The organism is Acidovorax sp. Leaf78, assembly GCF_001422735.1.
Lineage (GTDB): Bacteria > Pseudomonadota > Gammaproteobacteria > Burkholderiales > Burkholderiaceae_C > Acidovorax.
This window is the reverse complement of sequence record NZ_LMLZ01000011.1, coordinates 22,667-47,177: the sequence shown is the minus strand read 5'-3', so window position 1 is coordinate 47,177 and position 24,511 is coordinate 22,667. Positions and strand designations below refer to the sequence as shown.

Here is a 24,511-nt window from a genome sequence, read left to right as displayed (position 1 = left end):
CACCATGTACATCGGCATCGACATCGGCACCTCGGAAGTGAAGGCTTTGTTGCTCGGCCCGGACCAGCAGGTGCTGGGTGCCGCCGGTGCGCCCCTGTCGGTGTCGCGCCCCCACCCCGGCCACAGCGAGCAGGACCCGGCCGACTGGTGGTCGGCCACGCAGCACGCCCTGGCCAGCCTGCGGGCCGTGCACCCCGAGGAGTACGCAGCCACCGAGGCCATCGGCCTGTCGGGCCAGATGCATGGCGCGGTGCTGCTCGATGCACACGACCGCGTGCTGCGCCCCGCCATCCTCTGGAACGACACGCGCAGCGCCGAGGAGTGCGCGGAGATGATGCGCGAGCTGCCGGCGCTGAGCGGCCTGGCCGGCAGCCTGGCCATGCCCGGTTTTACAGCCCCCAAGCTGCGCTGGGTAGCGCGCCACGAGCCCGCGGTGTTCCGGCAGATCGCCAAGGTGCTTCTGCCCAAGGACCATGTGCGCCTGATGCTGACCGGCGAGCATGTGAGCGACCTGTCGGACGCGAGCGGCACCCTGTGGCTCGATGTGCAGCGCCGCGACTGGTCGGATGAACTGCTGGCGCTGACGGGCCTGGCGCGCCGGCAGATGCCGCGCCTGGTGGAGGGCAGCGCAATGAGCGGGCGCCTGCGGACCGATGTGGCGCAATCGCTGGGCCTGCGGCCCGGCACCGTGGTGGCCGGTGGCGCGGGCGACAACGCCGCCAGCGCCTTGGGCATGGGGGCGGTGCAGCCCGGGCAGGGGTTCCTGTCGCTGGGCACCAGCGGCGTGCTGTTTGTGGTCACGCCGCAGTACCAGCCCAATGCCACCAGTGCCACGCACGCGTTCTGCCACGCGGTGCCGGGCCGCTGGCACCAGATGAGCGTGATGCTGGCCGCCGCCAGCGCGCTGCAGTGGGTGGCCGACCTGCTGGGCGCTGCAGACGCGGGCGAGGTGGCCGCACGCGCCGCAGCGCTGAGCGCCCACGACCGCGAGGCAGCGCCGGTGTTTCTGCCCTACCTCAGCGGCGAACGCACGCCCCACAACGACGCCCGGGTGCGCGGCAGCTTCCACGGGCTGGACATGGACACCGACGCCGCACGCCTGGGCTATGCGGTGATGGAAGGCGTGAGCTTTGGCCTGCTCGATGGCTTGGCTGCCTTGCATGCCGCGGGCAGCGAGGTGTCGCGCCTGTCGCTGGTGGGCGGTGGCGCCCGCAGCGCCTTCTGGGCGCAGATGCTGGCCAGCGCGCTGAACGTGGAGATCGTGACCCACGGCGGATCGGCCGTGGGCGGCGCTCTGGGGGCCGCGCGCCTGGGCGCACTGAGCGTCGGCATTCCCCTGGAGTGGGCGTGCCTGCCGCCGCCCATCGACACCGTCTACCTGCCTGACCCTGCCGAGCGCGCCTTGCTGGCGCCGCGCCATGCCTTGTTTCGCCGCCTGTACCGCAGGCCCTGATGTCCCCGAGCCCCGTCCTGAGCCCTGTCCCGAGCCATGTTCCGTCCTTAGCCGAGAAAACCATGAGCACCTACTTCTCCGACATTTCCCCCATCGCCTACGAAGGCCCCGATTCCACCAACCCGCTGGCCTTCAAGTGGTACGACAAAGACCGCCTGGTGCTGGGCAAGCGCATGCAAGACCACCTGCGTTTTGCCGTGTGCTACTGGCACAGCTTCTGCTGGAACGGCTTCGACCCCTTCGGCTACGACGGCACCTTCGAGCGCCCGTGGCAGCAGGTGGCCGACCCCATGGCCGCGGCGCGGCTGAAGGCCGACGCGGCGTTCGACTTCTTCGCCCGGCTGGGCGCGCCGTACTACTGCTTTCACGACCGCGACGTGGCGCCCGAGGGCAGCACCCCCCGCGAGAGCGTGAGGTACCTGCACGAGATGGTGGACGTGCTGCAGGCCAAGCAGGCCCAGACGGGCGTGAAGCTGCTGTGGGGCACGGCCAATCTCTTCAGCCACCGGCGCTTCATGTCGGGCGCCTCCACCAACCCGGACCCCGACATCTTTGCGCTGGCCGCTTTGCAGGTGAGGGAGGCGATGGACGCGACGCTCAAGCTTGGCGGAGAGAACTACGTGCTGTGGGGCGGCCGCGAGGGGTATGAAACCCTGCTCAACACCCGCGTGGGCCACGAGCTGGACCAGATGGGGCGCTTCTTGAACATGGTGGTGGAGTACAAGCACAAGATCGGCTTCACCGGCACCATCCTGATCGAGCCCAAGCCGCGCGAGCCCTCCAAGCACCAGTACGACTTCGACACCGCCACGGTCTACGGGTTTCTGGCCCGCTACGGCCTGGACAAGGAGATCAAGGTCAACATCGAGGCCAACCACGCCACGCTGTCGGGGCACAGCTTCGAGCACGAGATCGCCACGGCCATCGACCTGGGCATCTTCGGCTCCATCGACATGAACCGCGGCGACATGCAGTGCGGCTGGGACACCGACCAATTCCCCAACAACATCCCCGAGACCGCGCTGGCCCTGTACCTGATCCTGCAGGCCGGCGGCTTCACCACCGGGGGCCTCAACTTCGACGCCAAAGTGCGGCGACAGTCGCTGGATGCCGAGGACATGTTCCACGGCCACATCGGCGGCATGGACGTCGCGGCCCGGGCGCTGCTGATCGCCGAGAAGATGGTCACCGACGGCCGCCTGGCCCGCCACGTCGATGCCCGCTATGCTGGCTGGAACGCAGCCTTCGGCCAGGACCTGCTGGCCGGCCGACTGGGACTGGCCGAGGTGGCCGACCGCGCCCTGGAGCGCAACCAGGACACGCGGCCGGTGTCGGGCCGGCAGGAGCTGCTGGAGAACTTGCTCAACAGCTATCTTTGACAACAACGAACCGAAAGCTTGGTATGAAACCTGTGGTGTGGGGCGTGCTGAGCACGGCCAGGATCGGCATGCAGCACGTGATTCCGGCCCTGCGGGCGAGCCCGCTCGTGGAGTTGCGCGGCATCGCCTCGCGCACGCTGCCAGCGGCCCGGCAGGCGGCGCAGCAACTGGGCATCGCCCAGGCCTATGGCAGCTACGAGGAGCTGCTGGCCGACCCGGCCATCGAGGCCATCTACAACCCGCTGCCCAACCACCTGCATGTGCCGCTGACCCTGCAGGCCGCGGCCGCCGGCAAACATGTGCTGTGCGAGAAGCCTGTGGCGCTGAGCGCGGCCGAGGCCGGCACCCTGCGCGCCGCCGCAGGCCAGGTGCACATCGAAGAGGCCTTCATGGTGCGCCACCACCCGCAGTGGCACCGCGCGCGCGAGCTGGTGCGCAGCGGGCGCATCGGCACGCCGCAGGCGGTGCAGATGTTCTTCTCGTATTTCAACGACGACCCGCACAACATCCGCAACCAGCCCGGCATTGGCGGCGGGGCGCTGTACGACATCGGCTGCTACGCGGTGCTGGCCGGTCGCTACCTGTTCGAAACGGAGCCGCAGCGCGCCGTCGCCCTGGTGGACCGCGACCCGGCGCTGGGGACCGACCGGCTGACCAGTGCGCTGCTGGATTTCGGCGCGGGCCGGCAGGCCAGCTTCACCGTGTCGACGCAGAGCGTGCGCTACCAGCGGGTGCAGGTGGTGGGTAGCCGGGGGCGCATCGAGATCTTCATCCCCTTCAACGCAGTGCGCGGCGGTGAGATGCGCCTGGCGCTGGACGAGGGCGGCCTGCTGGACGGCAGCAGCATCACCACCGAGACCCTGCCAGCCTGCGACCAGTACCAGCTGCAGGTGGAGGCCTTCTCCCGCCGGGTGCGCGAGGGTGCGGCCCCGCAGGCCCAGGGCATCGACGACGCAGTCGCCCAGGCGCGGGTGATCGATGCGCTCTGGCAGTCCGAGCGCAGCGGGCGGTGGGAAGCGGTCGCCTGAAGGCGGCGCGAACCCGCCGAAAGAGGGGGCCCGTGGCCACCAGCCGGGGCTTTTGCATCATCGGCAGGCTGCCCAGGGCGGGGCGCACGAGGCCTCCGGGGCCGCCGTCCGGACCCGGAACGATGGCGGCCGCCCGAAGCCGGTTGGCGGCAGTCTAAAATCCCGCTCACTGTCGCCACCCGTCCCTGCGAGGCCGGCCCGGGGCGACCCCGCGCCCCAGCCTCTTGTCCGCGGTGCCCGCCGTAGTTGCTCAGCTGCTCTATGGTCAGGCACCTTCCAATTCACCTGTGATGCCGCTGCCGATCCCACTCCTGTTCGCCGCTCCTGCACCCGCCACCGCTGGCCTGGCCCGGCCGCGGGGGTGCCGCGCATGATGAAGCAGCTGGCGCTGGACATCGGCCTGGCCACGGGGCCCACCCTGGCCCGTTTCTTTGCCGGCCCCAACGAGGCCGCGCTGCAGCACCTGCGCCTGGCCGCCGGCGACGGCAGCAGCCTGGCCACGCGGTCGCCGGTGCCCACCTACCTGTGGGGCGAGCCCGGCAGCGGCAAGACCCACCTGCTCAAGGCGGTGCGCCAGTCCCTGCGGGAGCAGGGCGCCAGCGTCGGCTGGCTCGACCCGTCGGTGGCCGAGCCGCCGGACTTCAACGAAGACTGGGCTGCCATCGTCATGGACGACGTGCATCTGTATGACACCGCTCAGCAGGCCGCGGCGTTCAACTGGTTCGTCAACGCCATCAGCCCGGCCAGCGGCAGCCAGCGCTGGGTGCTGGCCGCCGGTAACCTGCCTCCGGCCGACCTGCCCCTGCGCGACGACCTGCGCAGCCGCCTGGGCTGGGGCCATGTGTTCCAGCTGCAGCTGCTGGGCGAGTCCGAGCGGCGCTCGGTGCTGCGCCAGGAGGCCGACGCCCGCGGCGTGTTCCTGGGCGACGATGTGATGGATTACATGCTCAACCGCTTCTCGCGCGACCTGGGCAGCCTGATGCTGCTGCTCGACCAGCTCGATGCGTTTGCGCTGCGCACGCAGCGGGCCATCACCATCCCCCTGCTCAAAACGATGCTCGAATCGGAATGATGACGCGTCCTTCCTTGCCCTTTGTGAACCTGAATGACCTCTGACACCCGCCCCCTGCGGCTTGCGCTGTTCGACCTCGACCACACGCTGCTCCCGCTCGACTCCGACTACGAGTGGGGCGAGTTCACCATCCGCATCGGCTGGAACGACCCAGTGGAGTTCGCGCGGCGCAACGGCGAGTTCTATGCCCACTACCAGGCCGGCACGCTCAATGTGCACGACTACGTGCGCTTTGCGACCGAGGCCGTGCGCCTGCGCGGGCCCGAGGCCTCGGCAGCCGCCCATGCGCAGTTCATGCGCGAGGTGATCGGCCCGGCCATAAAGCCCCAGGCGCGCGACCTGGTCCGCCAGCACCAGGCCGCGGGCGACACGGTGCTGATCGTCACCGCCACCAACGAGTTCGTGACCCGCCCCATCGCCCATGCGCTGGGCGTGGCCGACGATGCGCTGCTGGCCGTGCAGCTGGCGCTCGACCCACTCACAGGCTGGTACACCGGCGAGATCGACGGCGTGCCCACCATGCGCGAAGGCAAGGTGCGCCGCATGGAGGAGTGGCTGGCCGCACACCAGCTCGGCTGGGCGGACGTGGACAGCACGTTCTACAGCGACTCCATGAACGACGTGCCGCTGCTCGAGAAGGTGAACCACCCCGTGGCCACCAACCCCGACCCGCGCCTGCGCGCGCTGGCCCAGGAGCGCGGCTGGCGCATACTGGACCTGTTCCCCCAGACTGAAGCCAGCCAGGACTCCGCGTCCTGACACCCGCGCCCTGCGCCAGACCTTTTGCTTCACTCGCACCCATGATCAAGAAGTTCATCGACAAACTGCTGGGCAAATCGACCCCCGGCACCTCGGGCGGCAAGCCGCATTTCGGCAAACGCGAAGAAGTGCCCGCCACGGTGCACGGCATCGACCCCGAGCTGGTGGACCGCCGGGCTGCCGAGGTCGTGGCCACGCTCAAGCAGGCCGGCTACGAGGCCTATATCGTGGGCGGCGCAGTGCGCGACCTGCTGCTGGGCCTGCGCCCCAAGGACTTCGACGTGGCCACCAACGCCACGCCCGAGCAGGTCAAGGGCCTCTTCCGCCGTGCGTTCATCATCGGCAAGCGTTTTCGCATCGTGCACGTGGTGCATGGCCGGGGCCGTGAGCATGAGGTGATCGAGGTCTCCACCTTCCGCGCCTACCTGGACAACAGCGCTGCAGGGCAGGTGAGCGGCAACGAGAAGACGTCCAAGGCGGCGCTGGCCGGCATGCAGCATGCCGTGGACGCATCGGGCCGCGTGCTGCGCGACAACGTCTGGGGCCCGCAGGACGAAGACGCCACGCGCCGCGACTTCACCGTGAACGCCATGTACTACGACCCGGTCAGCCAGATCGTGGTGGACTACCACAAGGGCATTCAGGACGCGAAGAAGAAGACGCTGCGCATGATCGGCGAGCCGGCCACGCGCTACCGTGAAGACCCGGTGCGCATCATCCGCGCCGTGCGTTTTGCGGCCAAGCTCAGCGGCCTGGGCTTCACCATCGAAACCAAGACCGCCGCCCCCCTGGTGGAGTCGCAGACCCTGCTGGCCGACGTGCCGCAAAGCCGCATGTTCGACGAGATGCTCAAGCTGCTGCAGACGGGCCACTCGATCGCCAGCGTGGAGCAACTGCGCAAGCTGGGCATGGCCAAGGGCATCTACCCGCTGCTGGACGTGGCGGTGGAGCGCGCCGACACCCCGTTCGTGAAGGCCGCGCTGCTGGACACCGACCGCCGCGTGAACGAAGGCAAGCCCGTGGCCCCGAGCTTCCTGCTGGCCTGCGTGCTGTGGGAAGACGTGCGCAAGAGCTGGACGGAGCGCCTGGCCCAGCGCCAGCACCCGCTGCCTGCGCTGCAGGACGCCATCGACGACGTGTTCGACAAGCGCATCGGCGATGTGTCGGGCCGCGGCAAGCTGGCCGCCGACATGCGCGAGATCTGGGTCATGCAGCCCCGCTTTGAAAAGCGCGTGGGCAGCACGCCGTTCGGCATGGTGATCCAGCCGCGCTTCCGCGCGGGCTTCGACTTCTTGCGCCTGCGCGCCGATGTGGGCGAGGTGGACGAGGCCCTGGCCGAGTGGTGGCAGGACTTCCAGGGTGCCGACGACGAGCGCCGCGAAGACCTGATGGACCAGGCCAAGGAAGAGCAAAAGACCCGCCAGAAGGCCCAGCAGGCCGTGGTCAAGCGCGTTCCGCGCCCGGCACCTGCTTCCTCACCTTCGCCTTCCTCTGCAGCAGCACCCCGCGACGGGGGTGACGCAGACGCAGCCGATGCCGGTGAAGGCGCCGCCGAGTTCACGGCCGACGGCGCAGCCGCCCCCAAGAAGCGCCGCCGCCGTCGCCGCAAGCCTGTGGGCGACGGCAGTTCCAGCAGCTCGGTCCCCGGCCCTGAGCAGGACGCCTGATCGGCATGGCCCCGCGCCCTGCAGCCGCGATGCGGTCGGTGCGGCAGCCAGACAACCCACGGCGCAGACCCCGATGAACCCGGCACCGCAGAGCGGCGCAGCGCCTGCGCTGCGGCCTGACGACCACCCCGCCACCACGGCCTATATCGGCCTGGGTGCCAACCTGGGCGATGCCGCCGCCGCCCTGGGCGCAGCCGCCCGTGCCATCCATGCCTTGCCGGGCACGCGGGTGCTGCGCGCTTCGTCGCTATACCGCAGCGCGCCGGTGGATGCCACGGGCCCGGACTATCACAACGCGGTGGTCGCCGTGCGCACTGCCCTGGCCCCCCAGGCCTTGCTGAGCGCGCTGCAGGCCATTGAGGCCGCCGCCGGCCGCGAGCGCCCCTACCGCAATGCACCCCGCACGCTGGACCTCGACATCCTGTTTTTTGGCGAACAGGCCATCGACACGGCCACGCTGACCGTGCCGCACCCGCGCCTGCGGGAACGCGCTTTCGTGCTCCTGCCCCTGGCCGAGATCGCGCCCCGCCAAGTCCACCCCGATTGGCTAGCGGCGGTGCAGGACCAGCGCATCGAGAAGTTGGCGACGGTGTGGTGCGAAGGGCTGTAGCCCGACCACTGATCCCACTGATCGGACCCGCCAAGCCTCGGCAAGCCGCAGGTGGTGTTCCCTAGGGGGAAGCCGCCGCCGGCGACTCAGGGGTTCAACCCTGCCGCGCGCGTTGGTTGGACGCAAACACGTTGTCTTTGGCCAGCGCCGTGCCCGCCTGCACCGCGGCCATCCAGTCGGCCGTGGACACGGCTGCGGCAAAGTTGCTGTGGAACACCACGCTAAAGACCCGGTGGATCTCTTCGGCGCTCGCGCGGCCCGCGGCATTGGCGTAGGGCAGCGCGCCCGTCGCATCGGCCAGGAACTCTACCGACAGCCCGCGGTGCGAGGCTTCGTAGATCGTGCTGGCGTCGCAGTTGTGCGTCATGTAGCCCACGACGGTCAGGGTGTCGATGCCGCGCTCGGCCAGCCAGTCGGCCAGGCCGGTGTTCGTGAAGGCGCTGGCCATGCTCTTTTCGATGCGGTGGTCGGCGTGGCGGCGGGCCACTTCGGGGTGCAGCTGCCAACGGTCGGTGGCCTTGTCGAACACGGGAGCACCGGCAGGCGCCGTGTGCTGCACCACCACCACCGGCACGCCGGCGGCGTGGGCGGCGTCCATGGCGCGGGCGATGTTGGGCAGCGTGTCGGCGACGGGCGGGTATTCGATGGGCAGGTTGCCGCCCGCAAAGTATTCGTTTTGCACGTCGATGACGATCAATGCGCGGCGGGGCGTGGGGGTCGAAGCGGTCATGGTCACAGTCCTGAAGGGTTGAAGAAAAAACAGTGGGTGTGGAAGGAATGGGGCTGATTGTTCGCGGTTCGGCAGTCGACCAAAAGTGGCTGGATTGACAATCATCGATAGAATCGGGCCATCATGCACACCGCCGCTGTACCCTCCGCACCCGGCCTCGCTTCTGCTAGGCCCAGTTCCCTGACCACCCCGGACTCCGTGGCCGTGGTGGCCTTCGACGGCATCAGCCCGTTCCACTTGTCGGTGCCCTGCCTGGTGTTTGGCGAGGACCGCACGGCCGAGGGCGTGCACCGTTACCGGTTGGTGGTGTGCGGCGTGGAGCCCGGCCCGCTGCGCACCTCGGCCGGCTTTGGTATCCACGTGGACCATGGCCTGGCGGCACTGCGGCGCGCGCAGATCATCGTGGTGCCGTCCTGGCGCGATGACCTGGCCCCTGCGCCACCCGCGTTGCTGGCGGCGCTGCAGGCGGCGCACCGCCGCGGCGCGCGCATCGTGGGGCTGTGCCTGGGCGCCTTTGTGCTGGCCGAGGCGGGGCTGCTCGACGGCCGTGCCGCCACCACGCACTGGGCGCTGGCGCAGGAGTTTGCGCGGCGCTACCCCCGCGTGCTGCCGCGCCCGGAGGTGCTGTATGTCGAGGACGGCCCGGTGCTTACCTCCGCCGGCACAGCTGCGGGCATCGATTGTTGCCTGCACCTGCTGCGCCAGCAGCACGGCGCCGAGGTCGCCAACCGCGCCGCGCGCCGCATGGTGGTCGCCCCGCACCGGCAGGGCGGGCAGGCGCAGTACATCCAGCAGCCGGTGGCGCCGTCGGTGCGTGGCGACCGGCTGGCGCCGCTGCTGCAGTGGGTGGGTGAGCATCTGCACCAAACCCACACCCTGGAGGCCCTGGCCGAGCGCGCCGTGATGAGCCCGCGCACTTTTACACGGCGCTTTCGGCAGTCCACCGGCACCACCGTGGGCCAGTGGCTGCAGAACCAACGCATCGCCCTCGCACAGCGCCTGCTGGAGGGTGGCGATCAGTCCATCGAGGCGGTGGCCATCGAGGCCGGCTTCGGCTCGGCGGTTTCGCTTCGGCAGCACTTTTCCGCTAGCCTGGGCATTGCGCCGTCGGCCTATCGGCGGCAGTTTCGGCGCACTGAATAGTTCGATGCAGCCATTGCTTGTTTGCTACTAAATTTATAGCTGCTGGCGCTTGATAGACAAGCGGTAGCGGCTGTTTTTCTATTGAATTGCATAGGGCAGAAGGCATGCACCGCTTTGCGGCCCACCCGGCGGAGGCCCTTTGCACGTTGGTGGAACTGCAGTGCGTCTGCGGCGTATGCCGTGGCGTTGGCCGTCAGCCGCGGGTCACTAGCGGCGATGGGCAGGTTGGGGTGACGCTGCAACGACGGTTGAAGTCTGCGGTTGTCTCCATCCGCGGTGACTCGTGGCGGTTCAGTGATGTGCTGGAGCGCCTCAGCGTTGTGTGAAATGCTGCAATTGAAGAGTCGTTAGTGATTTTCTGTGGTTGTGAATATCGACGCGGTTTTTTATTCGGAATATTCCGCTTATCGGATGTCTGAATTAATGGGTGTAAACGCTATGAAAATCCTTTGATTTCATAGAAGGATTGCACGAACGAGCGGCACAGAAAATCGAACTGTTGCCGTGTCGGCTGGATTTGAGTGGATTATGGCCGGTGCGGCATACTGATTTTCTGTCACGCTGTTGGCAGTATTCAATCAGCACAGAAATTAACTGCACCATGCTTATCCATCGCCGCACATTGGTTCAATCTACGGTATTGGCGCCGCTGTCCTGGATGGGGCGCAGCGCCAGTGCTTCCGAGGTCGTCCGGATCGGGCAGACGGTGGCGCTGTCGGGCAATTTTGGCGAAATGGGTGGCATGTACACCCAGGGCATCAAGGCCGCGTTCGACCAGGCCAACCGAGGCCGTCAGGCGCGGCAGATCGAGCTGATCACGCTCGACGACAAGCTCGACGGCCCGACCGCCTTGACCAATGCCAAGCGGTTGGTGGAGCAGGAAAAGGTGGCCGCCATCATCGGCGTGGCCGGCACGGGCGTGGCCAAGGCCGTGATGCCGTACTGCGAGGAAAAGCGGGTGCCGCTCTTTGCGCTGACCGGCGACGACAGCGTGCGCAAAATCAAGCAGGAGTTCACATTCTTCTCGTGCGCGAGCTACGGCGATGAGGTCAGGAACATGGTGCGGCATGGCGCCACCATCTCGCACAAGAGCGTGTTCGTGGTGCACACCGACGTGCCCGCAGGCGCCTCCTGGGTCGACAGTGCGCGCCTGTCAGCGCAGGACAACAAGATCGAGTTCAAAGGCGCGATCGCTGCTGCGCCCGATGGCTCCAATGCAGACGTGGTGCTCAAAGCCTTCCTGGATTCGAAGGCGGCATTTCTGGTGATGGTGTATGCCGGTGCGGGGGTGAAAGTCCTGCTCGAGCGATTGCACCAGGCCCATGTGTTTCCCGGCTCGATCTACCTGTTGTCGCAGGGCGCGACGCCCGGGCTCGTGGATTCGGTGCGCAGCAGTGCTTCGGGGCTCATCGTGTCGCAGGTGGTGCCGAACCCGTTTTCCACGCTCAGCCCGCTGGCGCGCGACTACGAAACCGCCATCGCCGCGTCGGCGGTGCCCAAGAACTACATGACCTACCAGGGCTTTTTGCTGGGCCGCGCCTTTGCCGACGCGCTGGGCCGAACGAAAGGGGCGGCCACCGCGGCCGCGGTGGCCGATGCCTTGCAGGAGGCTCCGCTGGCCTATGGCGACTACAAGCTGGACTACCGGGGCGGCAAGCGCCTCGGGACATCGTTCACCGACATTTCGATGCTCACCCGAGACGGCCGCTTCATTTCGTGAGACAGCCCCAGCGCAGCGCGCTTTGGGCGGTCAATCCACCTTCGCGCCAGACGCCTTCACCACCTGCTGGTACTTGGCGCGCTCGGCGGCCATAAAGCTGTCGAACTGTGCTGGTGTGGTGGACACCGGCTCGGCCAGCAGAGCGGCGAAGCGGGTCTTGGTTTCAGGCGCGTTGAGCGCCGCCACGAAAGCCTTGTTCAGCTTGTCGATGATGGGCTTGGGCGTGGCTGCAGGCGCCACCAGGCCCCACCAGGTGTCGATGGAAAAGCCCTTGAAGGTGGCGGACAGGGCGGGCACGCCGGGCAGCGAGGGCGAGGCGTCCAGCGAGGTCACGGCCAGGGCCTTGAGCTTGCCTGCGCGGATGTTAGGCGCGGCGGCGGCCAGGTTGTCGATGTTGAAGTCCACCTCGCCGCCCAGCAGCGCCAGCTGCGCGGGGTTGGCACCGCGGTATGGGATGTGCAGCGCGAAGATGCCGGCGCGCTGCTTGAACATCTCGCCCGCCAGGTGGCCGGCGCTGCCGTTGCCGCCGCTGCCGTAGTTGAGCTTGGCCGGGTTGGCCTTGGCGTAGGCGATCAGGTCGGCCACGGTGTGGATCTTGAGCTGCTCGGCCTTGGCGGCGTTGATGACCAGCACGTTGGGCACGCGCACCATCTGCGTGATGCCCGCAAAGTCCTTGGCGGCGTCGTACGGCATCTTGGTGTACAGCCAGGGGTTGACGGCGTGGGTGGCAGTGGCCGCGATGCCGATGGTCAGGCCGTCCGGCGCGGCTTTGGCGATGGCGTCGGCACCGATGTTGCCGCCCGCGCCGCCCTTGTTGTCGATGATCACGGTGCCCAGCGAGTCGCGCACGCGCTCGGCCAGCGCACGGGCCGTCACGTCGATGGGGCCGCCCGCTGCGTAGGGCACGATCAGCCGGATGGGCTGGCCCGAGTCCTGCGCAAGCGCGACGTTGGAGGAGAAAGCCGCGGTGAGGGCGGCGCTGGCGATGAGTATGTTTCTGCGGTTCATGGGTGCCATTGTGCAAAAAAATCGTAAGAAGGCTTACGAAAACCTTCGGGTGGGGCGTTCTTTGGGGTCAGGACGGAGTCCTGGAGAGCCCCAGGTCCTCGACCAGCATGCCCAGTTCGTGCGACGAGCGGATGTCCAGCTTGAGAAAGATGGCCGAGCGGTGCGTGTCCACGGTGCGCGGGTCGATGGGGCGTTCCGGGTCGCGCTGGGCCATGGCGCGGGCGGCCTCCTTGCTGCTGATGCCGGTGGCCAGCAGGCGCGCCACCTCTTGCTGGCGGGGGCTCAATGCATTCCAGCGCTCCAGCAGCTGGGTGCGCCGCTGCGTGTGGGCGGCCACTTCCTTGGACAGGGTCGCGGCGCGGTGCACGGCGGCGAGCAGCGTGGCTTCGTCGCACGGCTTTTCCAGCCAGTCCACCGCGCCCTGCTTGACGGCGGTCACGGCCGAAGCGAGTTCGCCGTGGGCGGACAGGAACACCGTCTTGAGTACCGTGCCCCGCTGGCGCATGGCCTCGAACACCTGCAGCCCGCTCATGCCGTCCATGCGCAAATCCAGCAGCACGCAGCCGGGCCGGGATAGGTCGGCATGGGCCAGAAACTCTGCCCCGCCTTCGAAATGCTCTGCCACATGGCCGCCGGCCAGAAGCATTGCGGCCAGGGAGTGGCGCACGCCTTCGTCGTCGTCGACGATGTAGACATGAACCGCAGGTGTTGCGCAGGCCAAAGGGGTGGTGGGGTGGTGGTCAGTCATGGCGAGAGTGCGGGTGGCGGGGTGTGGGACGGCAGCCGGATCTCGAAGACCGCGCCACCGCCCTCGCGGTTGCGGGCCAGCAGCTCGCCCCCCATGCTTTCGACGATGGAGCGGCAGATGTTCAGCCCCAGCCCCAGGCCGTCGGAGCGGGTGGTGAAGAAAGGCTCGAACAGGCGGTCGGCGATCTCCGGGGCCAAGCCCGGGCCGCGGTCCAGCACCTGCAAGGAAGCCCGGCCCGCCTCGTTGGTGGTGCGCAGCAGCAGCTCGTGCCCCGCAGGCGGCGTGGCGTGCGACTGCATGGCCTGCAGCGCGTTCAGGCCCAGGTTCAGCACCACCTGCTCCAGCAGCACGCGGTCTGCACTGACCTGCACGGGCTCGCGGGCCAGGTCCAGGCGCACCGCCACGCCGTGCCGGCGGGCTTCGGCGCGCAGCAGCAGGGCCAGGGACTGGTCCACCGCGGCGTTCAGGTCGCAAGGCTCGCGCGACTCGGGGTGCTGGCGCACCCAGCGGCGAATGCGCCCCACGATGTCGGCGGCACGCAGCGCCTGGGCCGAGAGCGCTGCCAGGGTGTCGTTCAGCAGGGCGACCTTGCCTTGCGCGGCCAGCGACTTGGCGGCGGCTGCGTAGTTGACCAGCGCTGCCAACGGCTGGTTCAGCTCGTGCGCCAGGGTCGATGCCATCTCGCCCACCGTGATCACGCGCTGCACTCGCTGCAGCTGGGCCTCGCGCTGCTGCTGGTGCTCTTCAGCCCGCTTTTGCGCGGTGATGTCCACCACCGAGCTCATCCAGCCGATGTGCTCGCCGTCGCCGTCGATGAGCCGCGCGGTGTAGAACATGGTGTACACGTCCGATCCGTTGCGGTGCCGCAGCCGGTTCTCGTGGCCGTGCGGCGTGGCCTTGCCGGCCAGGGCGGTGTCACTGTCCTTCCAGTGCCGCGCCAGGTCGTCGGGGTGCCAGTAGGGGTAGGGCGGCAGGCAGCCGATGAGCTCGTCCGCGCTGTAGCCCACCATGTCGCACATGGCGGCGTTCACATAGACGATGCGGCCTTCGAGGTCGCGCGCCCGCATGCCCACCAGCAGCGAATCTTCCATCGACTGGCGGAACGCCTGCGCCTGCTGCAGTTCGTGGGTGCGTTCGTGCACCCGCTGCTCCAGCTCGATGCGGGCCTGGCGGTTCTCGGTCAGGCGCCGCTCGCGCAGCTGCCAGTAGAGCGCACCCAGCACCAGCAGGCCCGACGCCAGGGTGGCCAGCGCCCAGGCCTGCTGGCGGGCCACGGCCACCACCTTGCTGTCGGCCGTGATGGTCAGCGACCAGCCGAGGTCGGGCAGGGGCTCCTCGTACGCCAGGTATTCCTTGCCGGTGTCCGGCACGCGCAGTTGCCCGCCGGGCTGGTCGGCAGGCAGCTCCAGCTTCCAGGGCACCGGCTCCGGCGACCATTGCGCGCCGTACTGCTCGTCGTGCTGCACCTGCCGCACCGCGTCGTGCGGCAACGGCCGAGTGGTCTTATAGAGCCAGGGCGCCACCGACCCTAGGAACACGATGCCGCGCTCGTCGGCCACGAACACCGGGTCCCGCAGCTGCGACCAGGTGTCCACGATGGGCTGCATGCGCACCTTCACGGCCACCACGCCGATCACCTTGCCGTCGGCCTGCTGCACAGGTGCGGACGCAAAGAGGCCGGGCTCGCCCGTGGTCTTGCCCACGCCGTAGAAGCGGCCTGTCAGCCCGTGCAGCGCGTCGCGAAAATACGGGCGGTTGCCGTAGTTCTGGTCGACGAAACTGCTCGGGGTGTCCCAGTTGCTCGACGCCAGGGTCATGCCCTGGGCATCCATCACGTACAGCGTGTCGGAGCCCGCGCGGGTGTTGACGGTCTGCAGATACGCGTTGGCAGCCTCGCGCACCTGCGGCGAACTGGGGTTGCGCAGCAACTGCGCCACCAGCGGCTGCTGCGCGGCGGTGAAGGGCAGGTAGCTGTACCGCGTGGCCACGCCCCGCAGCGCCAAGGCCTGCACCTCCGCCGAGCGGCGCAGGTTGTCCCATTGGCTGTCGAGCTCATTGCGCGTGGCCCATTCCCCGGCCCCCAGCACCATCAGCACGGCCACGCAAAGAACCGTGACCGTGGAGCCCGCGCCCTGCAGCGCACGGCGCAGCCTGGTCATTTCAATGGTCCACGGTGTTGCTCGACAGCTTCCCCGGCCCGAGAAACGGGCGCGGCCCGGGCCAGTGCACCCGTGGGTCTGGCTGCGCCAGTCCACCGGGTGCGTCCCCCCTCGGGAGGGAAGGCGCGCTGCGCCTCAGGGGGGCGTCCCATGCTTGTCGGCTTCGGACGTAAAAGAGTCCGCATAGAACTCTTCGGGCGGCAGGCCGCGGTGCACGCTGTAGCTGTCGCGCGCAGACTCGACCACGATGGGCGCGCCGCAGGCATACACCTGGTGGCCCGAGAGGTCGGCAAAATCATCGAGCACGGCCTGGTGCACAAAGCCCGTGCGGCCCGTCCAGCCGTCGTCGGGCTCTGCGTCCGACACCACGGGCACATAGGTCAGGTGCGGCATCTCGGCCGCGCGGGCCAACACCCAGTCGTGCATGTACAAATCGCCCGGACGGCGCCCGCCCCAGTAGAGGACCGTGGGGCGGGTGATGGCCTTGAACTGCATGTGCTCGATGAGCGCCTTGATGGGCGCAAAGCCCGTGCCCGAGGCCAGCAGCACGATGGGGCGGTCGGAGTCCTCGCGCAGGAAGAAGCTGCCGAACGGGCCTTCGACCCGCAGGATTTCTTTTTCCTTCATCGCGCCGAACACGTGGTCGGTGAACTTGCCGCCCGCCATGTGGCGGATGTGCAGCTCCACGCCGGGCGCCTCGGCCTGCGTGTGCGGCGCGTTGGCCATCGAGTACGCACGGCGCGCGCCGTCGCGCAGGATGAATTCAATGTACTGGCCCGCGTGGTAGCGGAAGGTGTCGGCCGCGGGCAGCTGCAGGCGCACCTGCATCACGTCGTGCGACTGGCGGGTGAGGGTGGACACGCGCACCGGCATCTTCTTGATGGGGTAGGCGCTTTCGTCGGTGACCTGGCGCGACTCCAGCACCACGTCGGTCAGCGGCTCGGCGCAGCAGGTCAGCACCAGGCCGGCAGCCTCTTCGTCGGCCGTGAGCGCCTTGGACTGGTGTTCGCCATGGTGCACGGCACCGCTGATCTTCTTGCACTTGCACGAGCCGCAGGCGCCGTCCTTGCAGCCATAGGGCAGGCCCACGCCGCTGCGGATGGCGCCGGCCAGGATGGCTTCGCCGGCGTTGGCGGTGAAAGCGCGGCCGCTGGGCTGGACGGTGATCTGGAAGGCTCTGGGGCTCGCGGTCTCGGCGCTGGTCATCTTGTGGGTATCCTTGGGAACGTACTTCTTCACAAACCGGTGTTCTTCGCATTCACCCGGCTGAGTAAACGGACCGATTTTGCCTTCAAACCAAAACCCCCTTGGCGCCCTGCCGGCGCGTTTTCGCCGCGAGCGCCTGCTGATCGTGGGCTGCGGTGACGTGGGTCAACGCGTGGCGCGCCAACTGCACACCGGACCCGGCGCGGGGCGCATGCAGGTGCTGGCGCTCACGTCGAGCCCCGAGCGCACCGCGGCCTTGCGCGCCCAGGGCATTCGCCCGCTGCGCGGCAACCTGGACGACCCGGCCACGCTCCGGCGACTGTCGGGCATTGCCACGCGGGTATTGCACCTGGCACCGCCACCCGGTGAAGGCGCTGGCGGCCAGGGTTGGTGGCGCGACCCGCGCACGGTGGCACTGGCCCGGGCGCTGCGCTTGCGCAGCCTGCCGGTGTCGTTGGTGTACGCATCCACCACCGGCGTATACGGCGACTGCGGCGGCGCCCTGGTGCCCGAGACCCGTGCCGTGGCCCCTGGCACGCCGCGGGCACAACGCCGCGTGAACGCCGAGCGGGCGGTGCGCCACCTGGGCCGTGCGGGCGTGCGGGCCAGTGTGCTGCGCATTCCGGGCATCTACGCCCCCAACCGCGAAGGCGGCACGCCGGAGGCCCGCCTGCGCCGCGGCACCCCGGTGCTGGTGCCCGAGGATGATGTGTTCACCAACCACATCCATGCTGACGACCTGGCGCGCGCCTGCCTGGCTGCACTGTGGCGCGCCCGGCCGCAGCGCATCTACAACGTGAGCGACCAGACAGAGCTCAAGATGGGCGACTACTTTGACCTGGCGGCCGACCTGTACGGCCTGCCACGGCCGGCCCGCGTGCCGCGTAGCGCGGCGCAGGAGCAGTTGTCGGTCATGCTGCTGAGCTTCATGAGCGAATCGCGCCGGCTGGACAACCGGCGCATGCTGAAAGAGCTGGGCCTGGTGTTGCGCTATCCCACGGTGGAACAGGGCCTGCGCGCGTAAGTGCTTTGAATGCAGGCGCGACGACGGGGAGGCAGCTCCACGTCGCCAGGTCAGCAAGGGGCCTGGCCGCCGTTGGAGCGGCACACGCCGCCCTGGCCGGGGAAGCGCCCCGGGCCCACACGGGGATAGCTGTTACCCTGGTTGTCCGTGCACCGGAAGTCGCCGCACTGCGTGAGGCGCGGCGGGGGCTGGGGCGCTTGGTATACAGGGGGATAGCGCGGGGGCACGACCACGACGCGGGGCTGGTTGGCCCGGGCCTTTTCGACCTCGGCATAACCCTGCGGACCCAGGCAATCCAAGTCCACCTGCCGCTGGGCAGCCTCCAGGCGCACGTCCTGCTCGTAGTTGGAGCGTGACAAGCCCGACGCCACCATGTCCAGGTTGCGCCGGGAGCGGGCGCATTCGGCCGACCGTGCGTAGTCTTGCGGTTGGGGGGCGGCCGCGGCGGCCTGCGCTGCCTTTGCGCGGTCGCGCTCCGCGGCGCGGCGGGCGTCCAGCTCTGCCGCGGTGGCTTCGGATTGCAGGCGCTGCTGCTTGCGCTCCAGCGCTTCGGCTGCCAGTTCTCGCTCTTGTTGAAGCTCTTGCGGGGACTTGCGTGCTTCGACCTCTCGGGCGGCCGTGCCACCGGCGCACTCGCCGTCGGTGTAGGTCACCTTGCCGGTGCGGGCATCGGTACAGCGCAGCACCTGGGCCTGTGCTGCAGTCCCGAGGGTAACCGCGCACAGGCACAGCAGAAGGTGATGCAGGCGGATCGTCATGGCAGTGACCTGAAAGAGTCGAGGAGGATTGCCCGGATTTTCGCTCCAATGCCACCTTGGCAGAAGCTGTGTTGTGTGCACGCGGTGGCTGGCGGCGGCTCTCGGTGGATAAGCGGCGCCTGAATTCTCTTCACGAATCTGCTTTAACGGACGGCGCCAGAATCCCTTGGCCGTGCGGGCTGCACCACAAGACCGGCACACCGCAGCAGGCGGTTGCCGGTCTTCGTGGTCGTCACAGCCCGCCGCTGGGGATCAAGGCTTGTCAGGGTTGTTGATGCCCTGGCGTGCACGCCAGTCACCCGGGGCTGGCGTGTAGCTGTCGGGTGCCATGCGACCGGGGCGGGACTCACGGTTACGGCGATCTTCGGCGGCGCGACGGTCTCGATCGGCCTGCTCGCGGATTGCCTGGTCACGGTCTCGCTGGCGGCGGTCTGCATCGCGCGCCTGCTGGTCACGGCGGTCGCGGTCACGGTCCCGGGCGGCGCGGTCACGTTCGGCACGGTCGCGCTCAATGCGCTCCCGTTCGCGTTCACGATCGCGCCAATTGTTGTTATTGCGATCGCGGTCGCGTTCCCAGCGGTCGTCGCGGTCACGGCTACCGTAGTAGATTGTTGCGCCCGGGGCCGAGTAGCCGGGATACACCGGAGGGCTCGAATAGACAGGTGGGCTCGAATACACCGGCGGGCTGGAGTACACCGGCTGCGAGTTGTAGATGTAGCCAGGCTGCTGCTGGTATGCGGGCTCGTAGTACGGATCGCCCGGCACAGTGGCACAACCGGTCGCTGCGGCGCCCAATACCGCGAGGGAAATGATGCGGGCGAATGTGTTTTTCATACTGTTCAGACCCCCGGCAGGGCGTGGGCGTTCCGACCTGCTCGTAAAGCCCCCGAAAAGCACCCCGGCGGAGTGTTACAAATGCGTGGGCTGCGTTTTCACGCGTGTCCCACTTTAGCGTTCGGGGCGGGGGTTTGGTTGACCGGACGTCGATGCCGCGAGTAGGACGTTTTCCCCTACGGCGTGTATCCGGAGCTGTGGCATAGCTGCGCGAAGACTCAAAAATGATAGCGGCTACCGCTTGTCCAGCAAGCGGTAGCCGTCTAAAACTTTCAAAATCTCGGTCCGCAGTTCAGCCCTGAAGGCCTCACCGCGGCAGTCGCGTCATTTGGGCAGCACGCGGCGAATGGTTTCCGCCAGGTCTTCGGCCACGAACTTGGCCACATAGCCATCGGCGCCCACGCTGCGCACGTGGTCTTCATTGGCAGAGCCCGACAGCGACGAGTGGATCACCACCGGCAGGCCGTGAAAGCGCGCATCCTGCTTGATGTTACGGGTCAGGGTAAAGCCATCCATCTCGGGCATTTCCAGGTCGGTCAACACCATGGCGACGCGGTCGAGCACGGTCTTGCCCTCGGCCTCGGCGCTCTTGGCGATGGCGTTGAGACGGTCCCAGGCCTCCTTGCCGGACTTGACCATCTCGTACGGCGCCTTGAGCGCCTTGAGTTCCTGCTCGATGAGCGAGCGGGCCACGAAGGAATCATCGGCCGCCAGGATCATCGTGCCGGGCTTGAGCTTGAGCTTGGCGCCCACCTTCTCTTCGGTGACCTCATGGCCGTCCGATGGCGACACCATCTGCAGGATGGCTTCCACGTCCAGCACCTGGGCCAGGCGCGATTCGTCGGTGTTGCCGTCCAGGCGGGCGATGCTGGTCACCAGCTTGCCCTTGGCGCCGCTGGTTTCGGCCGAGAGCACCTGCTTCCAGTCCAGGCGCACGATGTCTTCCACGGATTCGACCGCAAACGCCTGGGTGGTGCGGGCGTACTCGGTCACCAGCATGATGTTCAGGCCCGTTTGTGGCTTGCAACCCACGATGGAGGGCATGTCCAGCACGGGGATCACCTGGCCGCGCAAGTTGACCACTCCCAGCGAATGGGGCGTGGTGCCCGCGATCGGGGTGATGCTGGGCATGGCCACGATCTCGCGGATCTTGAACACGTTGATGCCGAAGAGTTCGGATTTGCCCAGGGCGGCGTCCACACCCAAGCGAAACAGCAGCAGCTCGAACTTGTTGGTGCTGGTGAGGTTGGTCCGCTCGTCGATGTCCTGCTGCACTGCTTTCATGATGGATCCTTTGCGCAGAAAAAAGATACGCGCTTTTACAAATTTTAGGAGCAGAACGCTGTGCGCAGTGCGCTAAATCTTCAGGCAATACCCGAATAGTGCGCTGCAGCATCGCGCCGTCGCGGCGCCGACACAGCCCGGGGCTGATATCCCTACCGGGTGCAAGGCCGCTGGTCCGAAGGGCCCGGGCGTCCTTGTGCAGTGGCGGCGCGCAGCGTGCGGCCCAGCAAGGCCTCTGGCTTTGTACTGCATCGCCCCGGCAGGGCACCAGAAATTTTCGGCCATGTTGACCCTTTCCCCCGTTGCCGCAGTACGTCAGGCAGCCCCGCGGTGCCTCAGCGTCTCAGTCCGCCACCCCCGGCACTTGCCGCAGGTAACTCTGCAGCGCCGCGATGGCCTGGCGCACCTTGGCCGGCTGCGCATCGCGCTGGGGTGTCACCGCCCAGATGTCCATTGTGCCGAAGGACCAGTCCGGCAGCAGCTGTACCAGCCGCCCGGCCTGCAGCGCCTCGTGCGAATCCATGCTGCCCACCAGCGCCAGACCCAGCCCCGCCTCGCACATCTGCTGGATAGACAGCTGGTTGTTGCTGGCGATGCGCGGCTCCACCCGCAGCGCGCGGGGCTCGCCAGCGGGGCTGCGCAGGTCGATGACCAGCCCGCCGTTCTCGCGTGCAAAGCCCAGCCAGCTGTGCGACAGCAGGGCATCGGGGTGCTCGGGCCGGCCGTGCGCGGCCACCCAGGCGGGCGATGCGCACAGCCGCCACTGCATGCTGCCCAGGCGCCGTGCGGCCCAGGTGGAGTCGGCCAGGCGCCCGTAGCGCACTGCCAGGTCGATGCGGGCATTGATGAGGTCGATGGTGGCGTCGTCCACCAGCAGCCGCAGGCGCAGGGCCGGGTGGGCGGCCAGCAGGTCACCCAGCGCAGGGGCGATGTGCCGCGCAAACCCCACCGTGGCCGACAGGCGCAGTTCGCCGCTGGGGGCATCACGTGAGGCCGCCAGCTCCGCCCGCGCCTGCTCTGCCGCGGCCCACATGGTGGCGCAGCGGGCGTGGTAGCGCTGGCCGGCCTCGGTGAGCGCCAGCTTGCGCGTGGAGCGGTGCAGCAGCGTCACCCCGCCGTCGCTCTCCAGCTTGCGCACCTGCTGGCTGACGGCCGAGGTGCTCATGCCCAGGGCGCGCGCTGCGCCGCTCATCGAGCCGTGCTGCACCACGGCGGCGAACACGGCCATGCGTTTGAGGTCGTCCATGGAAAGAAAGGCTTATGGGTGGAGAAGCGGCCGATTGTGAAGCACAGCTTCAAGCACAAGGCGTTTTAAGCCCTCTACCGCACGCTTTGACAAGCCCCTATTCTCACTGCATCCCAACTTCTGACCTGAGGAACCTTCCCATGAACATCGCCCTGATCGGTGCCACCGGCTTTGTCGGCTCGGCCTTGCTGGATGAACTGCTGCAGCGCGGCCACCGCGTGACCGTGCTGGCCCGCAACCCTGGCAAGCTGACTGCCCGCGAACGGCTGACGGTGGTCGCCGCCGACGCCCAGGATGCCGCGCAGATCGCCCAAGCCGCCGCCGGCCACGACGCCGTGGTCAGTGCCTACAACCCCGGCTGGACGGTGCCCGACATCCACGACCAGTTCCTTAAAGGCACCCGCGCCATCATCGACGGAACCAAGCAGGCGGGCGTGCGGCGCCTGCTGGTGGTGGGCGGCGCCGGCAGCCTGTTCGTGGCGCCCGGTGTGCAACTGGTGGACACGCCGGAGTTCCCGGCCGAATGGAAGCAGGGCGCCCTGGCCGCCCGCGAGGCCCTGAACTGGATCCGCACCGAGAACACGCTGGACTGGACCTTCCTGTCGCCCCCCATCCTGCTGGCCCCGGGCGAGCGCACCGGCAAGTACCGCCTGGGCACCGAGGCACCCCTGATGAACGGCGACGCGCCCGGCGGCATCAGCGTGACCGACCTGGCTGTGGCCATTGCTGACGAGCTGGAGACGCCGCGGCACGTGCAGCAGCGTTTTACGGTGGCGCACTGAGAACGGTGTGCGAGGCTGCGGCGCTTCAGGGAGGAGACTGACGCCGTAGGCGCCGCGTAGAAGGGGCGCTGTCCTACAACGACACGGCCATCCCGAGCCCTTGGCAGGGCACCAAGCGGTAATAAATTGCAAGCAAACACCAAAGTGGTTTGCGGCAATGTGGACAGGCTGACAGGCTTCGTGCCTTTTGATGCCCTGGCTTGCTGCGCAGCCAGCCACGCAGACGCCCTTGGAGTCCCTGTGCCTGCCTTAGCCTACGCCGTCCTCGCACCCAACGTCCCGCAAACTCCCTTTGTCACTTCCCTGCACCGGGCGCGCCGATATTTGTCGTGTGCACTGGTGGCTGCATGCGCCTGGGTTGCGGCCACCGCCAGCGCCCAGGATGCTCCGCCGGAGCAGCGCCGCATCTTCATCGACGGCGCACGTGCGGCGGGCGATGTGGGTCTCGCTTCGGTGGGGGTGCAGCTGCCTTGGGAGTGGCGCCGCTCCTTCCTGGGTGGCGAGCTCTCGGGCCACTGGGATGCGCACGTGGCCCATTGGCGCGCACCGGCCGGCACGGCGGCGTCCGAGCGGCGGCATTGGACACAGCTGGCGCTGGTACCCACGCTGCGGCTGCGCTTTGACGGCGGGCGGTCGGCGTGGTTCATGGAAGGGGGCATCGGCCTGTCGGTGCTCGACGGGCACTACGCCACACGGCACAAGACCTTCAGCACGCGCTTCAACTTTACCGACCACCAGGGCATTGGTTTCAACTTCGGTGCGCAGAGGCAGCACGAGCTGATGCTGATCGTGCGCCATGTCTCCAACGGTGGCATCCGCAAGCCCAACCCGGGCGAGGATTTCGTGCAGTTGCGCTACGGCCTCGCGTTTTGAACGCAGCCGGGTGTGCAATCGTCGTTGCTATTTATTTGATAGCTGAAGGCGCTTGATCAGTGCGCGGAAGAGGCAATTATTAGTCAGTAAACGCCGTATTGCCCCCACCGCACGCGAGGCGCCCGGGACGCACGGGTCGCCCGTTACCCGTCACCCGTCATCCGTCGATCAGCTGCGGGTCCCACGCAAACACGGTCTGCTCCTGCTCGCCCAGCTTCTCGATGCCCAGGCGCATCACGTCGCCGGGCTTGAGGAACTGCGCCTGGGGCTTCTTGCCCATGCCCACGCCTGGCGGGGTGCCGGTGGTGATGAGGTCGCCGGGCTCCAGTGTCATGAAGCGGCTCAGGTAGCTCACCAGCTGCGCCACGGTGAAGATCATCGTGCGGGTGCTGCCGGTCTGCTGGCGCTCGCCGTTCACGTCCAGCCACATCGACAGATTCTGCGGGTCGCCCACCTCGTCGGCGCTCACCAGCCAGGGGCCGATGGGGCCGAAGGTGTCGCAGCCCTTGCCCTTGTCCCACGTGCCGCCGCGCTCGAGCTGGTACTCGCGCTCAGAGATGTCGTTGATGGTGCAGTAGCCGGCCACGTGCTGCAGTGCATCCGCCTCGCTGACGTAGCGCGCGCGCGTGCCGATCACCACGCCCAGCTCCACCTCCCAGTCGGACTTGACCGAACCCTGCGGCAGCACCACGGGGTGGTTGCAGCCCACGGCGCAGTCCACCGTCTTGGTGAAGATGATGGGCTCTCTCGGGATGGCCATGCCGGCTTCGGCCGCATGGTCCGCGTAGTTCAGGCCGATGGCGATGAACTTGCGCATGCCCGTCCACGGCACACCCAGGCGGCCTTTGGGCACGACGGGCAAGGTGGCGGCATCGATGGCGGCCAGCGCGGCCAGGCCGGAGGGTGACAGGGTGGTGGGGCTGATGTCGGGCAGCACGCCGCTCAGGTCGCGCACCGTGCCGTCGGTGTGCAGCAGGGCGGGTTTTTCTTGGCCCTTGGGGCCGTGGCGAAGCAGCTTCATGGTTGGT

General features: G+C 68.1%; 22 protein-coding genes. 12 read left to right on the top strand and 10 right to left on the bottom strand.

The annotated features are described in order from the left end of the window. Positions 1 to 4 precede the first annotated feature (4 nt). The 7 genes from xylB to folK all read left to right on the top strand — a co-directional run bounded on the left by xylB (position 5) and on the right by folK (position 7,968). Entirely contained in the window at positions 5 to 1,453 is a 1,449-nt protein-coding gene (gene xylB / locus ASF16_RS08445; protein ID WP_056165265.1) for a xylulokinase, read from the top strand. A gap of 62 nt (positions 1,454 to 1,515) precedes the next feature. After that, entirely contained in the window at positions 1,516 to 2,832 is a 1,317-nt protein-coding gene (gene xylA, locus ASF16_RS08440) for a xylose isomerase (protein WP_056165263.1), read from the top strand. Between the two features lie 23 nt (positions 2,833 to 2,855). After that, positions 2,856 to 3,860 carry a Gfo/Idh/MocA family protein gene (locus ASF16_RS08435; protein ID WP_056165261.1) on the top strand — a complete coding sequence of 335 codons (1,005 nt, stop codon included), beginning with the start codon at positions 2,856 to 2,858 and terminating at the stop codon, positions 3,858 to 3,860. A gap of 373 nt (positions 3,861 to 4,233) precedes the next feature. Next, positions 4,234 to 4,932, top strand: coding sequence for a DnaA regulatory inactivator Hda (gene hda / locus ASF16_RS08430; RefSeq protein ID WP_056165292.1), 699 nt, complete (start codon positions 4,234 to 4,236; stop codon positions 4,930 to 4,932). 33 nt (positions 4,933 to 4,965) lie between these two features. Continuing rightward, positions 4,966 to 5,691 carry an HAD family phosphatase gene (locus tag ASF16_RS08425; protein WP_056165259.1) on the top strand — a complete coding sequence of 242 codons (726 nt, stop codon included), beginning with the start codon at positions 4,966 to 4,968 and terminating at the stop codon, positions 5,689 to 5,691. 41 nt (positions 5,692 to 5,732) lie between these two features. After that, positions 5,733 to 7,358 carry a polynucleotide adenylyltransferase PcnB gene (pcnB, locus tag ASF16_RS08420; protein ID WP_056165256.1) on the top strand — a complete coding sequence of 542 codons (1,626 nt, stop codon included), beginning with the start codon at positions 5,733 to 5,735 and terminating at the stop codon, positions 7,356 to 7,358. A 73-nt stretch (positions 7,359 to 7,431) separates the two neighbouring features. Further along, positions 7,432 to 7,968, top strand: a complete 537-nt coding sequence (gene folK, locus ASF16_RS08415; protein ID WP_056165254.1) for a 2-amino-4-hydroxy-6-hydroxymethyldihydropteridine diphosphokinase — start codon at positions 7,432 to 7,434, stop codon at positions 7,966 to 7,968. 94 nt (positions 7,969 to 8,062) lie between these two features. On the opposite strand, the gene ASF16_RS08410 is transcribed toward folK, so the two are convergent. Continuing rightward, on the bottom strand, positions 8,063 to 8,698 hold the full coding sequence (locus ASF16_RS08410; RefSeq protein WP_056165251.1) for a cysteine hydrolase family protein: 636 nt from the start codon (positions 8,696 to 8,698) through the stop codon (positions 8,063 to 8,065). A gap of 123 nt (positions 8,699 to 8,821) precedes the next feature. Between ASF16_RS08410 and ASF16_RS08405 the strand changes: the two genes are divergently transcribed. Both ASF16_RS08405 and ASF16_RS08395 read left to right on the top strand, forming a co-directional pair. After that, a complete protein-coding gene (locus ASF16_RS08405; RefSeq protein WP_235507302.1) occupies positions 8,822 to 9,841 on the top strand; it encodes a GlxA family transcriptional regulator in 1,020 nt (339 codons plus the stop codon). A gap of 466 nt (positions 9,842 to 10,307) precedes the next feature. Then, entirely contained in the window at positions 10,308 to 11,561 is a 1,254-nt protein-coding gene (locus ASF16_RS08395) for an ABC transporter substrate-binding protein (RefSeq protein WP_156371999.1), read from the top strand. Between the two features lie 30 nt (positions 11,562 to 11,591). Here the strand turns inward: ASF16_RS08395 and ASF16_RS08390 are convergent, their stop codons facing one another. From ASF16_RS08390 to ASF16_RS08375, 4 genes are all read right to left on the bottom strand, one after another. Next, the gene (locus tag ASF16_RS08390; protein WP_056165244.1) at positions 11,592 to 12,569 is read right to left on the bottom strand and encodes a tripartite tricarboxylate transporter substrate binding protein; all 978 of its coding nucleotides are present in this window, start codon (positions 12,567 to 12,569) and stop codon (positions 11,592 to 11,594) included. Positions 12,570 to 12,636: 67 nt separating this feature from the next. Further along, entirely contained in the window at positions 12,637 to 13,317 is a 681-nt protein-coding gene (locus ASF16_RS08385) for a response regulator transcription factor (protein WP_056165242.1), read from the bottom strand. Continuing rightward, positions 13,314 to 15,476: a PAS domain S-box protein gene (locus ASF16_RS08380; protein WP_056165240.1), complete on the bottom strand. Its 2,163-nt coding sequence runs from the start codon at positions 15,474 to 15,476 to the stop codon at positions 13,314 to 13,316. Before ASF16_RS08380 ends, ASF16_RS08385 begins: the two co-directional genes overlap by 4 nt. Before the next feature lie 135 nt (positions 15,477 to 15,611). Continuing rightward, positions 15,612 to 16,682 carry a CDP-6-deoxy-delta-3,4-glucoseen reductase gene (locus ASF16_RS08375; protein ID WP_056165288.1) on the bottom strand — a complete coding sequence of 357 codons (1,071 nt, stop codon included), beginning with the start codon at positions 16,680 to 16,682 and terminating at the stop codon, positions 15,612 to 15,614. Positions 16,683 to 16,761: 79 nt separating this feature from the next. Between ASF16_RS08375 and ASF16_RS08370 the strand changes: the two genes are divergently transcribed. After that, positions 16,762 to 17,706 (top strand): SDR family oxidoreductase, encoded by a 945-nt coding sequence (locus ASF16_RS08370; RefSeq protein WP_056165238.1) that lies wholly within the window; start codon positions 16,762 to 16,764, stop codon positions 17,704 to 17,706. Between the two features lie 50 nt (positions 17,707 to 17,756). On the opposite strand, the gene ASF16_RS08365 is transcribed toward ASF16_RS08370, so the two are convergent. The 4 genes from ASF16_RS08365 to ASF16_RS08350 all read right to left on the bottom strand — a co-directional run bounded on the left by ASF16_RS08365 (position 17,757) and on the right by ASF16_RS08350 (position 21,828). Next, on the bottom strand, positions 17,757 to 18,464 hold the full coding sequence (locus tag ASF16_RS08365) for a DUF4124 domain-containing protein (protein ID WP_056165236.1): 708 nt from the start codon (positions 18,462 to 18,464) through the stop codon (positions 17,757 to 17,759). A gap of 252 nt (positions 18,465 to 18,716) precedes the next feature. Next, the gene (locus tag ASF16_RS08360; protein ID WP_235507301.1) at positions 18,717 to 19,298 is read right to left on the bottom strand and encodes a hypothetical protein; all 582 of its coding nucleotides are present in this window, start codon (positions 19,296 to 19,298) and stop codon (positions 18,717 to 18,719) included. A gap of 324 nt (positions 19,299 to 19,622) precedes the next feature. Next, positions 19,623 to 20,582 carry a chemotaxis protein gene (locus ASF16_RS08355; RefSeq protein WP_056165232.1) on the bottom strand — a complete coding sequence of 320 codons (960 nt, stop codon included), beginning with the start codon at positions 20,580 to 20,582 and terminating at the stop codon, positions 19,623 to 19,625. 343 nt (positions 20,583 to 20,925) lie between these two features. After that, positions 20,926 to 21,828, bottom strand: coding sequence for a LysR family transcriptional regulator (locus ASF16_RS08350; RefSeq protein ID WP_056165230.1), 903 nt, complete (start codon positions 21,826 to 21,828; stop codon positions 20,926 to 20,928). A gap of 140 nt (positions 21,829 to 21,968) precedes the next feature. On the opposite strand from ASF16_RS08350, the gene ASF16_RS08345 reads away from it, so the two are divergent. Continuing rightward, entirely contained in the window at positions 21,969 to 22,610 is a 642-nt protein-coding gene (locus tag ASF16_RS08345; RefSeq protein WP_056165229.1) for an NAD(P)-dependent oxidoreductase, read from the top strand. A 240-nt stretch (positions 22,611 to 22,850) separates the two neighbouring features. Continuing rightward, positions 22,851 to 23,483, top strand: a complete 633-nt coding sequence (locus tag ASF16_RS08340; RefSeq protein WP_162241061.1) for an acyloxyacyl hydrolase — start codon at positions 22,851 to 22,853, stop codon at positions 23,481 to 23,483. 157 nt (positions 23,484 to 23,640) lie between these two features. Here ASF16_RS08340 and ASF16_RS08335 read toward each other — a convergent pair whose 3' ends face one another. After that, entirely contained in the window at positions 23,641 to 24,504 is an 864-nt protein-coding gene (locus ASF16_RS08335) for a fumarylacetoacetate hydrolase family protein (RefSeq protein ID WP_056165225.1), read from the bottom strand. Positions 24,505 to 24,511: the final 7 nt, after the last annotated feature.